Genomic DNA, 16,481 nt, shown 5'->3' on the forward strand with positions numbered 1-16,481 from the left:
CCGAACGTAAGATTTCTCCAGCTGCAAAGCAGCGATGAGAAATCCACAGTGAGGAGTGATAGGAAGTCGCTGATTAAGCTAAAGGCACACCTTAGGGTGTGCCTTTTTTTGTATGTGCGACTTCCTATCCGACCAGGGCACCTGGGAAAGGTAGGGTGTGAGCTAACAGAGGAGCGTAGCGACGTATGGGAGCCACACATCACCTTCATCCGAACGTAAGATTTCTCCAGCTGCAAAGCAGCGATGAGAAATCCACAGTGAGGAGTGATAGGAAGTCGCTGATTAAGCTAAAGGCACACCTAAGGGTGTGTCTTTTTTTGTAACCTTCTATCCAAGCAGGGTTTAAGGAACAGTTAGGGTGAGATGTACGGCATTTTTAACTCCTACAGTCCTGTCGTGATTTTAGACAAAAAAAGAGCCGCCGAAGCGACTCTATTAGTTCTTATTCAATACCAACCATTACGTTAGTAGCTTTGATGACAGCAATGACTTCTTTGCCTACTGCTAAGTTTAATTCCTTAACAGATTGCATTGTAATATCTGCAGTAAGGATATTGCCATTACCTACATTGATTTTTACAATTGCATTTACAGCACCTTCTTGAATTTCTATGATTTTTCCTTTTAACTGATTTCTTGCACTAAGCTTCATATACCTTTCCTCCTATACAGATAGATATAAATTTAATCACTCAAAAATATTATATAGTAACAAAATAAAAAGAACCATGATGTAATTCACATCATGGCTTTTAATATGGAGCGGGCGAAGGGAATCGAACCCTCCTCTCAAGCTTGGGAAGCTCGCATTCTACCGATGAACTACGCCCGCATGATGTACATATTGTATCATACAATAATATATACATTCAAGTGGAGCTTCTTTATATACTCTATACCCATAGTGGTTGCTGTATTGTATTGATATAAGAATTGATGTATAAAATAATGAGAAAGGAGGCATATGTATGTCAAAAATTTATAAAATCCATAAATGGTTATCTATAGTTTCTGTGCTATTTTTCTTAATGTTCTGTATTACAGGGCTTATCCTCATGTTCAGAACTGAATTAAATGCGTGGGCTCAAGGGGGCACGAACCATACCTCATCTTCAATGGCTATGGGGCAAGAAGAGACACCTATTTTTGATTATGCTGATGAAGGGGCTCTACTAGTTAAGGCAAAATATCCGTCAAAGGATATTTTAAATATTTCTCCTGCCATGGGTGCTTCACATCTTTTACGGTATCGTATTATTGAATCATCAGCTACCGTAGCACCTCCAGCACGTATGGGGATGGGAGGGGATTATGCATTATATAATCCTAATACAAAGACGCTCATTACATCGCATCATGAAACACCTGCACATCCTTGGGTTCGCAGTGTATTACATACGCTTCATCAGCTACATACAAGATTAGATCTTGGGAAAGTAGGAATTTACCTTGTAACATTTTTATCGTTAGTATGTGGTGTATCTATTGTTTCTGGTATTTTTTTATACGGGCCATTTCGTAAAAGTTTTGTAAAATCCTCTGTATTGTCTAACTATATGAAATTAAGTACATTGCATCGAGAATTTGCCATGGTTGCCACGGTATGGGGATTTATATTGTGCATTACAGGTGTATGGATAGGTGGATTTTTTATTGCCAATGATAGTTATAATGCAGATGTACTACATACTGCAAAGCAAGAACTTTCAACAGGTCAATCTGATGTATTACAACCATCCGAAGCTATTTCTCGCATTATGAAAGCCTATCCTGATCGTCAGCTTATATCTATTGATTATCCATCTAAATTTAATGACCATCACTATGCATTTTATTTAGGTGCTGAAAATGACGATGACCCAGCTATGTTCTTGGGGCAGCCCGTCTATGCTAATTTATATAATGATTCGACTAAGGATATGTATTCTACAAAAACAATTCCTTGGTATTTCACGGGCATGACTACCATGATTAATCTCCATATACATAATCATAATACGATGGTACTTAAACTATTATGGGCCATTTGGGATATTGTTCTAATCGTAGGCATTGTGACAGGTATTATACTGACTATTAAAAAGAAATGTATACGATCTAATGCTTTAGAATCTAAAGTGCCAGTAGAGATACAACATGTTTGGCGTACACCAATCTGTTGTAGCATGTTAGTATTGCTTGGCTTTATTGTACCTCTTTGGTCAAATCCAATCACAAATACTATTGCTGCTATTTGTTTGACAATTCCTCTTATTGTATTTTTTGTTTCTTTAGTCAAAGGATTTAATCATTAATCCATTGTAGTATTCTGGCAGTCAATTAGCATATGTATTTGCCACAAATATTTGATTACGCTAGACTCAATCAGCATGGTTCATCATTAGTTTATTGATTGATTTCGAACTAAAATGATATAATAATATATATCAACTAGGTTTTTTATGTATGAAAACCTGTATTTATATTATGATTGAGAAAGTGGTAGTTATTATGAAGTATATAAAAGCATTTATCCAGTCTGAATCATCTGGTGGTATTATGCTCTTACTTGCTGCTATTCTTGGTGTTATTGTAGCCAATTCACCAATAGCTAGCCAATATTTTTCGCTGATGCATATTTATTTAGGTCCAATGGATGTATTGGAATGGGTAAATGATGGCTTAATGGCTCTATTTTTCCTATACGTAGGGATTGAAATTAAGACCGAGATGATTTCTGGTGAGTTAAATACTAACTCCAAGCGATTATTACCAGTTTTGGCTGCCTTTGCTGGGGTAGTGACGCCAGCGTTAGTCTATTTCTTAATAGCCGGATCGGTACCAGAATACACGCATGGTTGGGGGATACCTACTGCTACTGATATTGCCTTTGCCATTGGCGTTATTATGATGCTCGGTAAACGCGTCTCACAAGCGATGAAAGCATTTCTTTCGGCATTGGCTGTTATTGATGATTTAATTGCTATTATTGTAATTGCCATATTCTATGGTGGTGGAGTGGATTTTCCTCATTTGATTGTGGCCGCTATCATTACCGGTGCATTGTGGTATACCAATAAGCAAGGTTATGTAAGACCCGTTTTATATGGTGTACTAGGTGCCGTCCTTTGGTATTTTGTTTTAAAATCTGGTGTTCATGCCACTATTGCTGGTGTTGTGTTAGCTATGACTATTCCTGCAACGGGTAAGTTGGATGGCGAAACAGTGTACCCTATGCACGCATGGGCGGATAAACTGAAAAACTGGGTTAATTTTTTAATTATTCCTTTATTTAGTTTCTTAAATGCCGGTGTATCCTTCTCAGATGTTTCTGTAGATCATTTGTTCCACCCGGTTGTTTTAGGTGTTTCATTAGGCCTTATCTTGGGGAAACAGCTTGGTATTTTCTCTGCTGTTTACGTATTAGTACAATCCAAGATAATTAAGATGCCGACGAATACAACCTGGCCTGAGGTGTATGGTACTGCTATCGTTTGTGGTATCGGTTTTACCATGAGTTTGTTTGTGGCCACTTTGGCATTCCCGCCTGGTGTAACTCAAGAAATGTCTAAAATTGGTATTTTTATTGGATCTATTATATCTGGTTTATTAGGTGCTACCGTTTTATCAGTAGCATATAAAATTAGAACGGCTAGAAATAAGTAGTGAGTTAAGAATATTAGGAAGGAATCATATGGAACGGATATTTGTATTTTTACGTTCTCCTGGTGCTGCAACTACTGTATTACTAGGAGCTACAATTATTGCTTTAATCGTTGCGAATTCTCCATTGGCGACACAATACATGTCATTAGTCAATTTACCATTGGGTCCATTAACTGCCATGGAATGGGTTAATGATGCCTTAATGGCTATCTTCTTTCTTTTTGTAGGCTTAGAAGTAAAACGTGAATTGGTAAGCGGTGAATTAAACACAAATGCCAAGCGCATCATGCCAGGTATTGCTGCTTTATTTGGGGTTATTGTACCTGCTATTATTTTCTACCTTATAGCAGGATCCAATGATGTATATGTACATGGCTGGGCAATTCCGACTGCTACGGATATTGCGTTTGCCATTGGCGTTATTACTGCATTAGGTTCTCGCGTACCTAATTCTATGAAAGTGTTCTTGACAGCTTTGGCCGTTATTGATGACCTAATTGCGATTATCGTAATTGCCATATTCTATGCAGCAAGTATTAATCTATTTTATTTAGTGGCATCCGTTATTGTGACGGGGTTATTGATTTATTGTAATCGAACCGGATATGTACGGTCCCTGTCATACATTATTCTCGGTGTTATTTTATGGTACTGTATTTTACGGTCTGGTTTACATGCTACGATGGCGGGTGTAATTCTTGCGATGACAATACCAGAACGCGGCAAAATCGGTAAAAAATATGTGAGACCGATGCAACACTGGGAACATTATTTATCCAACTGGGTAAGTTTTGTTATTGTTCCAATTTTCGCATTCTTTAACGCTGGTGTTAACCTTGATGGATTTGGCATGGCTGATTTAAGTCATCCAGTTGTACTAGGCGTTGCATTAGGCCTAATTTTAGGTAAACAAATTGGTATTTTTGGTGCTATGTTTGGGATGATTAAATTAGGTATTGTTCCTATGCCTGCAGAAGCCAATTGGAAGTTTATATATGGCACTTCCATTGTGTGTGGTATTGGTTTTACTATGAGTATATTCGTGTCTGTTTTGGCCTATGATCCAGGTCATGCGCAAGAGATGGCTAAAGGTGGCGTATTGATAGGTTCCATCATTTCTGCTATCATTGGTTATGGCTACTTACGAATTGTAGGTGCTAAACGAAAAGAATGTCATATTGGGGTATATCATAATTGCTAAGTTAAGCAATAAAGGGGAATGTACATGATTAAGAGAATTTTAATACTATGTACTGTGCTATGTATGACTAATATGATGGCCTTCGCACAAGCGAAGTCAGTTGATAAGGGACAACGAGGTCATCATGTACAGAAAATTCAAACCATGTTAGTGCATCAAGGATATCTTAAGGATTCAGCAGATGGTATTTTTGGGCATAACACTGAATTAGCAGTACGCAAATTCCAAAAAGCCAAGGGCCTAACTGTAGATGGTCGTGTAGGAACGGCTACGATGAGCGCTTTAGAAAAAGAAGAAACTCGTTTTGGCGATTCTGCCATATCGCGTAGTCATAATGGGGTTCCTAATAAGTATGTACGCGTTATGACGATGCATGCTAGTGCATATAGTGCTCAGGATCCTGGAAATAGCAATTATACGGCTACTGGCAGTCGCTTGAAAAAAGGAATTGCTTCGGTGGATCCACGGATTATTCCACTAGGTACAAAAATGTTTATCGAAGGTTATGGCTATGCTGTAGCTGATGATGTTGGCGGGGCTATTAAAGGTAGTCGTATTGACTTAGCCTTTAATTCTCGAGCAGAAGCTTTACGATTTGGTCGTCAAACTGTAAAAGTATATATCTTATAACTTTATATTTAAACTGTTAAAAGCTCTAGTCTATGACTAGAGCTTTTTTCCGAATTATATATATATTCTCAATGCGAATATTCGGAAATTCATGGTATAATATAAGTATCAATATAAATCGAGTATTCAGCAAAGGAAGGCTTATGAATAAAGTTCGACGTGTTGAAAGAATGGTGGCGATGACTAAATTATTGGTCGATTCACCACAAAAACTTATATCTCTTAATTATTTTTGTGATTTTTTCGGAATGGCGAAATCTACAGTAAGTGAAGATTTGACATGTGTACGTCAATCGATGGAACATTTTCAATTGGGCACTCTGGAAACCGTAGCTGGTGTAGCTGGTGGCGTTCGATTCATCCCTCATCGAAAAGGCGAGCAGGCCAATGAAATCTTACGGGATGTGCAAAAACGTTTGCGCGAACCAGATCGTATTATTCCTGGTGGATTCATTTATATGTCGGATATTTTGTATGATTGGCATGTGATGACGCGTTTAGGCGAAATTATTATGACTCGTTTTGTGGATCGCAATCCAGATTACATTTTGACAGTAGAAACAAAGGGGATTCCCTTGGCTGTTATGGTGGCTAGAGCTTTCAATAAACCTCTTGTCATTGCTCGTCGTGATAGTAAGGTTACTGAAGGGTCCGCTATTAGTATTAATTATGTAACGGGTTCATCTGGCCGAATTCAAACGATGACGTTAACTAAACGCGCCATACCACAAAATGCGAAGGTGCTCATTATTGATGATTTCATGAAGGCTGGAGGTACGGCTAAAGGGCTTACAGAGCTTGTACATGAGATGAATGGTAAAGTGGTAGGGACCGGTGTCCTTGTGGCCACTGCTGAACCAAGTCCGAAGTTAATCAATGATTATGAGTCGCTATTTACGTTCCATGGCATTGATGAAAGTACAAATGAAATTCACATCGAACCTGTATTTGATACAATTGATAGATAGGAGTTTACTATGAATATTGCAAGTCTTATTTTAGCAGCTGGTAAGGGTACACGTATGAAGTCCAAATTGCCAAAGGTACTTCATAAGGTTGGCGGTAAAGCAATGGTTGAACGCGTGCTAGAAACAGTTCAATCTCTTGGAACCGATAAGGATGTTGTTATTGTTGGCTTTGGGGGTAATGCGGTACAAGACTATCTAGAAGGTCGGGCTGAATTTGTACGTCAAGAAGAGCAAAATGGTACTGGTCATGCAGTAAAGATGGCGGAACCTGTACTTGGTTCTTTTGATGGTACAATTTTATTGTTGTGTGGTGATACACCGCTCGTGACTAAAGAAAGTTTAGAAGCTCTTTTAAAAGAACATACTGAATCAGGAGCTGCCGCTACAATTTTAACAGCTCATATGCCAGATCCAACAGGTTATGGTCGCATCATTCGTAACGAAGAAGGTCATGTAGTCCGCATTGTGGAACAAAAGGATGGCAAACCAGAAGAATTAGCTGTACAAGAAGTTAACACCGGTATGTATGCTTTTGATAGTAAAAAACTATGGCCTTGTCTTGGTCAATTATCCGATGATAATGCACAAGGTGAACTATATATTACAGATGTAGTTGGTATTCTTGTTAATGGTGGCGATAAGGTAAGCGCTTATATGACTGAAAACTTTGAAGAATCATTAGGCGTAAATTCTCGTTTGCAATTGGCTGAAGCAGAATCCATATTAAAACATCGTAAAAATGTAGAATTAATGACTGCTGGTGTAACGATTATTGATCCTGATAATACCTATGTAGCACCAGAGGTTACTGTGGGGGCTGATACAATTCTACATCCTGGTACCGTTTTAGAAGGTAATACGGTGATTGGAGAAAATTGTGAAATTGGACCTCATACACGTTTGACAAATGTAATTGTTGGCAACGATACAGTGATTCACTTTACCTATGGTCATGACTGTGAAGTAAAAGATGGCGTAGATATTGGTCCATATGTTCATTTGCGTCCTAATACGGTTATTGGCAATAAAGTTCATATTGGTAATTTCGTAGAGGTTAAAAATTCCAATGTCGGTGAAGGTACTAAATTCCCTCATCTATCCTATATTGGCGATAGTGATGTAGGATCTGGTGTCAATATCGGTTGTGGTACGATTACGGTAAATTATGACGGAAAAATCAAGCATCGTACAACTATTGGCGATGGTGCATTTGTAGGTTGTAATAGTAATTTGGTAGCACCTGTTACAATTGGTAATTATAGCTATATAGGAGCTGGTTCTACGATTACTAAAAATGTTCCTGATAAGGCATTAGCTGTAGGTCGCAGCAAGCAAATTGTGAAAGAAAATTGGGTTACAGACGATACTTTCAAAAAGAAATAAGAATTTATCAAAAATTTTTCACACAAGATAGGAAAAATAGTATACAATAATAAGGCAATAAGGTTGTATATCTGTAATATTTCGTTACATATACATTGAGTAACTAACTAAGATTACGGAGAAATGAAAGGGTATCAAAATGGCATTTGAAGACGGCAAAAAACTTAAAATTTTCACAGGTAACGCAAATCCAGAGTTGGCAAAGGAAATTTGTGATTATTTAGGTTTGCCTTTAGGTGAAGCATTTGTAGGTCGCTTTAATAATGGCGAAGTACAAATTATGATTGATGAAAGCGTACGTGGCAAAGATGTATTTATCATTCAACCAACTAGCTATCCTGTAAATGATAACTTAATGGAATTAATGGTAATGGCTGATGCATTAAAACGCGCTTCTGCTCGTCATATTACAGCAGTAGTTCCTTACTACGGTTATGCACGTCAAGATCGTAAAACTCGCGGTCGTGAACCAATTACAGCTAAATTAGTAGCTAACTTAATGCAAACTTCTGGTATTACACGTCTTGTAACAATTGATTTGCATGCAGGTCAAATCCAAGGCTTCTTTGATGTGCCAGTTGACCATTTATATGGTGCATCCATTTTAGCTAAATATATTAATGAAAAACATCTTGAAGATGTTATCGTTGTATCTCCAGACCTTGGTGGTGTAACACGTGCTCGTGATTTGGCTGACCGCATTGGTGCTCCAATTGCCATTATTGAAAAGAAACGTCCTGAACCAGGCGTGGCTAAAGTTATGAATTTAATTGGCGATGTGAAAGGTAAAAACTGCATCATCGTTGATGATATCGTAGATACAGCAGGTTCCCTTGTAGAAGGTGCTAAAGCATTAGAACAATTTGGTGCAAAATCCGTTATGGCTGCAGTTACCCATGCTGTATTGACAGACCCAGCAAGTGAACGCATTGCAAATTCTAATATTAAAGAGCTTATCGTAACAAATACAATGCCATTACCAGAAAATTGCAAATTACCAAATGTAACGCAATTATCTGTAGCTCCATTATTGGGTGAAGCAATTATGCGTATCTTTCACGAAGTTTCAGTAAGTAATTTATTTGATAAATAATAGGTGATTCTTGAAATTAGTAGTAGGCCTTGGTAATCCAGGCAAGCAATATGAAACGACAAAACATAATATTGGATTTATGGTGATCGATGCTATTGCAGATAGCGTATCTCACACGCCTTGGAAAGAGGAACAACGTGCTGAGGTGTGCAGTATTACTGTAGATGGCGAGAAGGTATTGCTTGTAAAGCCACAAACATTTATGAATGCAAGTGGTGAGTCTGTAGGTCCATTGATGCGGTACTATAAGATTGATCCATCTGATGTGTATTGCATTTATGATGATATGGATTTACCGGTAGGCAAATTGCGTATTCGACCAAATGGTAGTTCCGGTGGTCATAATGGGATTAAATCCTTAATCTCCCATATAGGAACAGAAAACTTTCCTCGTTTTCGCGTTGGAATCGGTCGTCCGTTACCACAATGGACTGTCATTGACCACGTGTTAGCACCATTTAGTGAAGAAAATCAAGAGAAGGTTCAAAAGGGTATCAAGGATACGGCAAAAGCTGTATTAGGCACCTTAGAGGTGGGCATCGATAAGGGGATGAATCAATTCAATCCTAAACGCCGTCCACATCGATAAATAATATGCATAAGGGCATGAGTCTCAGAGAGATTCATGCCCTTTTTACGAGGTATGTATGAGTAATCAAGACAAAATGCCTTTTGTAGAGGCTTTAGAATCATATAAAAAACAACATTTCATGCCATTTCATACACCGGGGCATAAGATTGGTGTGGAAGCGCCTCAGTTACTTAAAGAATGGATGGGGCCGGCACTACCATATGATTTAGGGGTAATGTATGCTCTAGATGATTTACATGAACCGGAAGGGGAGTTAAAAGAGGCGCAAGACTTAACAGCTGAATTATATGGCGCTGACTATTGTTGGTTCTCTATTAATGGTACCACTGCTTTGATTGAAGCCATGATTATGGGAACCGTAGGCCCGAATGAAACGATTATCATTCCTCGAGAAGCACATCGTTCTGTTATAAGTGGATTAGTGTTATCTGGTGCAAAACCAGTATATATGGATTGTACATTCAACACACGATGGGGGATTCCGTTAGGGGTATCCTTAGAGGCTGCTATTCAAGCAATGGAGGCACATCCTGAGGCTAAGGCCATTCTTTTAGTCTACCCCAATTATTATGGAGTAGGTGTAGATATTGTAAATATTGTAAAAGAAGCACATAAACGAGGTATGATTGTTCTTGTTGATGAAGCTCATGGCCCCCATTTGCCGTTTTCAGAAACATTGCCTATTGAGGCTATTGCGGCTGGTGCAGATTTAGTAGCACAAAGTACGCATAAGTCTGTAGGCTCTTTAACGCAAACTTCTTGGCTATTAGGGCAAGGTGATTTAATTAATAAACGGCGTATTACACAAATGCATCAGATGCTACAAAGTACGAGCCCTAATTATATATTTTTAGCATCTCTTGATATGGCGCGCCATCAGTTGGCTACGAAAGGTACCACTTTAGTAAATCGTGCTGTAACATTAAGTTTACAATTGCGACGTGAATTAGAATCCATAAGGGGCATTTCTATCATGTCGAGCAATGATGTAGATAGACCTAATTATGATGTAACAAAGGTGTTGATTGATGCCAAGGAATTAGGGATTACCGGTGTAGATTTTGAAAAACGATTGCGTGCTCATCATATCGAAGTGGAACTTGTGCAAGCGCATCATGTGTTGGTACTCATCACGATAGGTGATACAGAGGAATCTATCATGACACTTGTAAAAGCAGTGCAGTCCATAAGCGATGAGATTTGTAGTAAATCATCGTTATTGAATCGTGTTGTTGATCAAATAGAGGAACGTACTGAAACGATTCAGTCAGCTAGTATTCTGCCTACTCCTGTTGTACGTATGACACCGCGGGAAGCCCTTTATAAGAATCGTAGTTCCTGTATGTTAGAATCGGCGTTACATCATATTTGCGGTGAAACGATTGCTTATTATCCACCTGGTATTCCTTGTATAGCCGTAGGTGAAGAGATTACAGAATCTGTGTTACAATATATACAACAACGGCGTGCATTGGGGTATATTCCAAATGGAGCAGCCGATATGAACTTAGAAACGATACAAATTGTAGAGGAGTAGAAATGGGGACTTTAATCATACTAGAAGGTGGCGATGGCAGTGGCAAAGCTACACAAACAAAGTGCTTGGTAGAGCGATTACAAGCAGAAGGCCATCGTGTGCGCAGTGTTAGCTTTCCCAATTATGATAGTGATGCATCTATGCCTATTAAGATGTATTTATCTGGTCAATTTGGTACGGAGATAGATTCGGTTAATCCTTATGTAGCAAGCTCTATGTATGCCATCGATCGTTTTGCATCCTTTAGAATGGATTGGGAATCATTTTATAATGACGGTGGCATCATTATCGCTGACCGTTATACGACGTCGAATATGGTTCATCAAATGGTGAAATATACAGATGCGGATAAACGTGTTCAATTTTTAGAATGGCTAGAAGATTTTGAATTTGTTAAGTTTGGTTTACCACGTCCTGATGTGGTGTGTTTGCTCGATGTTCCGTTAGACGTGACAGAATCTTTGATGTCGGAACGTACCGGTAAAACGGGTGGTGAAACAGGCGATATCCATGAGGGTAATAGATCGTATTTACAATCTGTTCACGATGCATATGATGAATTGGTTGAACGCTATCAATGGCATCGTATTTCCTGTGCTCAGCAAGATGAATGTGGAGCTTTCACAATGCGCAGTATAGAATCTATACATAATGACATATACGATGTGGTAAAAACTATATTGAGATAGATACAATCACATATCTTAGGACATGGCGACTCTTTAAAAAGTCGCCATTTTCCTATATAATAGTAATATTGGACAGGATAGGAGGAATTATGACATATTTTGATAATGTAATCGGTCAAGATACGATTAAAAACCACCTAACTGAATTGGTAAAACGGCAAACATTACCACATAGCTTGTTATTCTATGGAGAGGCTGGACTCGGGAAGCTTGATATGGCTATTGGGTTAGCATCGTTGATTTTAGGACGGCAGGTATTTCCAGGCCATAATGGGGCCGAATATCTAGAAGAGGTAAAAAATGCACGCCTTGCCAATGGTGAAAGCGAAAAGAAAATAGACGCGGAAGGATTGCCTATTTATATGGATAAGGGGGATGCATTTTGGATTCGTCCAATGAAATCAACCTTAAAAGTAGAACAATGGTATTCCCTATTGCAAGATCATCTATCTGTTGCTGGTCTTGGTAATCGCGTCGTTATCATTGAAGACTTTCACATGGCCAATGCTATTATGGCGAATGCCATGTTAAAAACGATTGAAGAACCACCGGCACAGGTGTACTTCATTATTATTACGAACAAGATTAATCTTGTGTTACCAACAATTATTTCACGATGTATGGGGGTGGGCTTTCAATCTGTTTCAGATGAAAGTATACGCTACGCATTACAGCAACGTGGTATTACAGGAAACATAGATGAAGCTATTTCGATGGGCCATGGTAACCCTGCTGTTGTAGAATCATTATTACAACAGGGAACGATAGCCATGTTGGAATTAGCGTTAAAATGGATGCGAGCGCTAGGATCTGACTCACGATGGTTTTCAAAGATTGCCATATGGTGTGAGTCATTGACACGTGAGGATGCATTGGATTTAATGCATTGGTTACGATTGTTGAGCCGCGATATGATGGCCCTTAAATGTGGTGCTACCATTGAGCAACTACAGGTACCCATGCATAAAACAGTATTATTAGAATTATTACCGCATTGGCCAATGGCCGCTTTAGCAGCTGTAGCACATGAAACGTTGCGAGCGGAACAGGCCTTGCGATTACATATAAAAATCGCTCTCGTGATGGACGGTCTCAGTATCGCCCTTCACGATGCTCGTGAGGAGGTTTAGATGGTAACCATCGTTGGCGTACGATTTAAAAAGGCCGGTAAAATTTACTATTTCTTACCTGGTGAAGAAACTTTAACAATCGATGATGGCGTCATTGTAGAAACGGCACGCGGTGTCGAATATGGTACGGTTGTAATTGGACCAAAAGAGGTTGCAAAGGATTCTTTAGTGATGCCTGTTAAAGAAGTAATGAGAAAGGCTACACCTAAGGATTTACAACAATTAGAAAAAAATGAGGAACGAGAAGAAAAGGCCTTTGCAATATGCTTAGAAAAAATTGCGAAGCGCAAATTGCCGATGAAGCTAATTAATGTAGAATACACATTTGATATGAATAAAATTGTATTCTTCTTTACAGCTGATGGGCGCATTGACTTCCGTGAACTAGTAAAGGATTTAGCTACTGTCTTTAGAACGCGCATTGAGTTACGTCAAGTAGGTGTTCGGGATGAAGCTAAGGTGTTAAATGGCATAGGTGCTTGTGGCAGACCTTTATGTTGTTCTAACTTCTTAGGAGATTTTTCACCTGTATCGATTCGCATGGCTAAAGATCAAAATTTAAGTTTGAATCCGACTAAGATTTCTGGTGTATGTGGGCGACTCATGTGTTGTTTAAACTACGAAGACGATTTATATAAAAAGGGTGGAGACCTTTATGTGAAGAAGGATAGAACTCCATCGCCTCGTGACGTAGAGCCACCAGGTATCGGTAAAGAGGTCGTAACCGATGAAGGTATCGGCAAGGTCCTCAAGGTAAATCATCATAAACATACAGTTAAGGTTCAGTTGGAGGCAGGTCGAACCATCGATTTAAAATGGTCTGATGTGGCATTGCCAGATGAATAATCAAGAGCAACTCGATGATTTGATTATCGATGATTTAAAGATATATCAGCGTCAAGATCAATTTCGCTTTTCTTTTGATGCTATTGCGTTGGTTCATTTTTGCCGATTTAATCACCGTCATCGGTATATAGACTTAGGCACAGGCACAGGGGTATTACCGTTAATAGGTACATCTCTAGGTGCTGGTCATATTACAGGTGTTGAGATTAATGGTGTTATGGCTAACATGGCTGAACGCAGTGTTCTATATAATCATAAATCCAATGTTGTATCCATAGTTCAAGGTGATTATCGCACTATGAATTATCGGCAATTTGGTTCCAAACCTTTTGATGGTGTTCTAGTGAATCCTCCATATTTTGATCATCGACGAGGTGAAGTGCCTAATAATCATCATCTTAGATTAGCATTACATGATAGTTGTACATCTATTGATGATGTATGTACAGCGGCCTCTCGATTAATCAAAAATAAGGGGCGTTTATGGATGGTATATAGTGCTCCTCGTTTATCAGAGCTCATACATACATTAACAGCTGTTGGATTTGCTGTTAAACGAATACGTATGGTCCATGGCATGATTCATAAATCGGCTAAAATCGTTTTAGTTGAGGCCATAAAAGGCGGTGAACAAGGTTTAATCGTTGAGCCGCCATTAATCGTATATAGCCAACCTAATGTGTACACGGAGGAGGTGTCTCGTTGGTATGAACGAAAATAACAAGGGCACCTTGTATTTAGTGCCTACGCCGATTGGCAATTTAGAGGATATGACGTATCGTGCTGTACGGATACTAGGTGAGGTTGATGCTATTGCAGCAGAAGATACACGTCACACCGGTATATTGTTAAAGCATTTTGAAATTAGTAAGCCTTTAATTTCTTATCATGAACATAATAAGGAAGAAAAGGGAAATGCTATTATAGAGATGTTAGTAGAGGGGAAGAATATCGCTTGTGTCAGTGATGCGGGCATGCCGGCCATATCTGACCCTGGTGCAGACCTTGCATCCAAGGCCATTGCACAAGATATTTCTGTTGTACCTTTACCGGGTGCTAATGCTGCGTTAACGGCGCTTATTGCATCTGATTTAGATACTAAACAATTTACATTCTTTGGTTTTTTACCAAAGCGTGGGAAACATAGAAATGATGCTCTCCAGCTTATGGCGAAACAACGGGGAACGTTACTATTTTACGAGGCACCTCATCGTTTACAAGAGGTTCTCTGTGATATGTATGAGGCCTTTGGCAATCGACCAATTACGATTGCTCGGGAGGTAACTAAAAAGTTTGAAACCTTTTTACGCACTGATTTAGCTTCCATTTGTGATGATTTAGATCAAATCATTTATAAAGGCGAATTTGTTTTAGTAATAGGTGGTTGTGAGACGGGTGAACCATCTGATGATAAGGAAGAACAACCTATATCTTACGAAGAAGCCGTAGCCGAATTAGTAGAAACTGGTATGCCAAAGAAGGAAGCTATCCGCGAAGTGGCAAAACGCTTTGGCGTTTCTCGCCGTGAGGTTTATAATATTGTAGAGCGATAACACTTTCACAAGTGATGAATAGAAGGAGATTATGATGGGCGATACAAAGAAGACATTTTATATTACAACTCCAATTTATTATCCTAGTGCTAAATTGCACATAGGTCATACATATTGTACATCTGTAGCGGATACAATTGCTCGTTTTAAACGTTTAGCTGGTTATGATGTACGATTCCTAACTGGTTCTGATGAACATGGTCAAAAAATTCAACGTGCTGCTGAGGCACAAGGTATTACACCATTAGAATATACGACTAATATTGTCAATGGATTTAAAGCATTATGGGAAAAAATGCATATTTCCAATGATGATTTTATTCGTACAACTGATGCACGTCATGAAAAGGTTGTTCAAGAATTATTTACAAAAGCCTATGAAAAAGGCGATATTTATAAAGCTGAATATGAAGGTTGGTATTGTACACCTTGCGAATCCTTCTGGACTGAACAAAAACTTGGTGAAAATCACACATGTCCAGATTGTGGCCGTCCTGTAGAGCGTGTTAAAGAGGAAAGCTATTTCTTTAAACTTGGTAAATATACTGATCAATGGTTGAAATTCATCGAAGAAAATCCTGATTTTATTCAACCTGAATCTCGTCGTAATGAGATGATTCAATTCGTAAAACAAGGGCTTGAGGATTTGGCTGTTTCTCGTACATCTTTTGACTGGGGAATTAAGGTTCCATTCGACCCGAAACACGTTGTGTATGTTTGGTTCGATGCATTAGTAAACTATATTAGTGCATTATCTCCTTTCGATGGTGATGGTGAACTATATAAGAAATTCTGGCCAGCAGATCTTCATTTGGTAGGTAAAGAGATTGTACGTTTCCATACAATTATTTGGCCTATGATGCTCATGAGTCTTGAGTTGCCATTGCCTAAAAAGGTATTTGGTCACGGATGGATGATTGTAGATGGTACCAAGATGAGTAAATCTCTAGGTAATGTAATCGACCCTAATCCGTTGATTGATACATATGGTGCGGATTCTTTGCGTTATTATTTGTTGAGTGAAATTACATTAGGTCATGATGGAAACTTTACATTGCCTAATTTTGTAACAAAAATAAATGCAGACTTATCTAATGACTTAGGTAACTTGTTGAATCGTACCATTGCGATGATTGAAAAATATCATGGTGGTATCATTACAAAAACTGATGATGTAGATGATTTAGATAAAGAAATTTCTTCCTTGGCAGAAC

16 protein-coding genes and 1 tRNA gene are annotated in these 16,481 nt (G+C 38.7%); 15 read left to right on the top strand and 2 right to left on the bottom strand.

Annotated features, from left to right (window positions below):
• Positions 1-442: 442 nt before the first annotated feature.
• Both RYP29_RS06600 and RYP29_RS06605 read right to left on the bottom strand, forming a co-directional pair.
• Positions 443-652 (bottom strand): TOBE domain-containing protein, encoded by a 210-nt coding sequence (locus RYP29_RS06600; RefSeq protein ID WP_311532693.1) that lies wholly within the window; start codon positions 650-652, stop codon positions 443-445.
• Between the two features lie 106 nt (positions 653-758).
• A tRNA-Gly gene (locus RYP29_RS06605) sits at positions 759-832 on the bottom strand.
• Positions 833-968: 136 nt separating this feature from the next.
• Here RYP29_RS06605 and RYP29_RS06610 point away from each other — a divergent pair.
• The 15 genes from RYP29_RS06610 to metG form a co-directional block, all read left to right on the top strand.
• On the top strand, positions 969-2,294 hold the full coding sequence (locus tag RYP29_RS06610; RefSeq protein WP_311532694.1) for a PepSY-associated TM helix domain-containing protein: 1,326 nt from the start codon (positions 969-971) through the stop codon (positions 2,292-2,294).
• 196 nt (positions 2,295-2,490) lie between these two features.
• Positions 2,491-3,645, top strand: a complete 1,155-nt coding sequence (nhaA, locus tag RYP29_RS06615) for a Na+/H+ antiporter NhaA (RefSeq protein WP_311532695.1) — start codon at positions 2,491-2,493, stop codon at positions 3,643-3,645.
• Between the two features lie 28 nt (positions 3,646-3,673).
• Positions 3,674-4,846 carry a Na+/H+ antiporter NhaA gene (gene nhaA / locus RYP29_RS06620; protein ID WP_105083843.1) on the top strand — a complete coding sequence of 391 codons (1,173 nt, stop codon included), beginning with the start codon at positions 3,674-3,676 and terminating at the stop codon, positions 4,844-4,846.
• Between the two features lie 24 nt (positions 4,847-4,870).
• Positions 4,871-5,476 (top strand): 3D domain-containing protein, encoded by a 606-nt coding sequence (locus tag RYP29_RS06625; RefSeq protein ID WP_311532696.1) that lies wholly within the window; start codon positions 4,871-4,873, stop codon positions 5,474-5,476.
• Positions 5,477-5,619: 143 nt separating this feature from the next.
• Positions 5,620-6,444, top strand: a complete 825-nt coding sequence (gene purR, locus RYP29_RS06630; RefSeq protein WP_275250047.1) for a pur operon repressor — start codon at positions 5,620-5,622, stop codon at positions 6,442-6,444.
• Positions 6,445-6,453: 9 nt separating this feature from the next.
• Entirely contained in the window at positions 6,454-7,827 is a 1,374-nt protein-coding gene (gene glmU, locus RYP29_RS06635) for a bifunctional UDP-N-acetylglucosamine diphosphorylase/glucosamine-1-phosphate N-acetyltransferase GlmU (RefSeq protein WP_311532697.1), read from the top strand.
• 139 nt (positions 7,828-7,966) lie between these two features.
• Positions 7,967-8,920, top strand: a complete 954-nt coding sequence (locus RYP29_RS06640) for a ribose-phosphate pyrophosphokinase (RefSeq protein ID WP_105083847.1) — start codon at positions 7,967-7,969, stop codon at positions 8,918-8,920.
• 10 nt (positions 8,921-8,930) lie between these two features.
• On the top strand, positions 8,931-9,509 hold the full coding sequence (gene pth, locus RYP29_RS06645; protein WP_105083848.1) for an aminoacyl-tRNA hydrolase: 579 nt from the start codon (positions 8,931-8,933) through the stop codon (positions 9,507-9,509).
• Between the two features lie 58 nt (positions 9,510-9,567).
• Positions 9,568-11,049, top strand: coding sequence for an aminotransferase class I/II-fold pyridoxal phosphate-dependent enzyme (locus RYP29_RS06650; protein ID WP_311532698.1), 1,482 nt, complete (start codon positions 9,568-9,570; stop codon positions 11,047-11,049).
• A 2-nt stretch (positions 11,050-11,051) separates the two neighbouring features.
• Positions 11,052-11,738: a thymidylate kinase gene (locus RYP29_RS06655; protein WP_311532699.1), complete on the top strand. Its 687-nt coding sequence runs from the start codon at positions 11,052-11,054 to the stop codon at positions 11,736-11,738.
• Positions 11,739-11,827: 89 nt separating this feature from the next.
• Positions 11,828-12,868, top strand: a complete 1,041-nt coding sequence (locus RYP29_RS06660) for a hypothetical protein (protein ID WP_311532700.1) — start codon at positions 11,828-11,830, stop codon at positions 12,866-12,868.
• Positions 12,869-13,714, top strand: a complete 846-nt coding sequence (locus tag RYP29_RS06665) for a stage 0 sporulation family protein (protein WP_005378472.1) — start codon at positions 12,869-12,871, stop codon at positions 13,712-13,714.
• Positions 13,707-14,435 carry a methyltransferase gene (locus tag RYP29_RS06670; protein WP_311532701.1) on the top strand — a complete coding sequence of 243 codons (729 nt, stop codon included), beginning with the start codon at positions 13,707-13,709 and terminating at the stop codon, positions 14,433-14,435. Before RYP29_RS06665 ends, RYP29_RS06670 begins: the two co-directional genes overlap by 8 nt.
• Entirely contained in the window at positions 14,422-15,267 is an 846-nt protein-coding gene (rsmI, locus tag RYP29_RS06675) for a 16S rRNA (cytidine(1402)-2'-O)-methyltransferase (RefSeq protein ID WP_311532702.1), read from the top strand. The genes RYP29_RS06670 and rsmI overlap by 14 nt, the downstream gene beginning before the upstream one ends.
• 34 nt (positions 15,268-15,301) lie before the next feature.
• Positions 15,302-16,481: methionine--tRNA ligase (metG, locus tag RYP29_RS06680; RefSeq protein ID WP_311532703.1), on the top strand; the 1,180-nt coding region annotated here is incomplete at its 3' end.

The sequence above is a fragment of the uncultured Veillonella sp. genome (assembly GCF_963534045.1).
Lineage (GTDB): Bacteria > Bacillota > Negativicutes > Veillonellales > Veillonellaceae > Veillonella.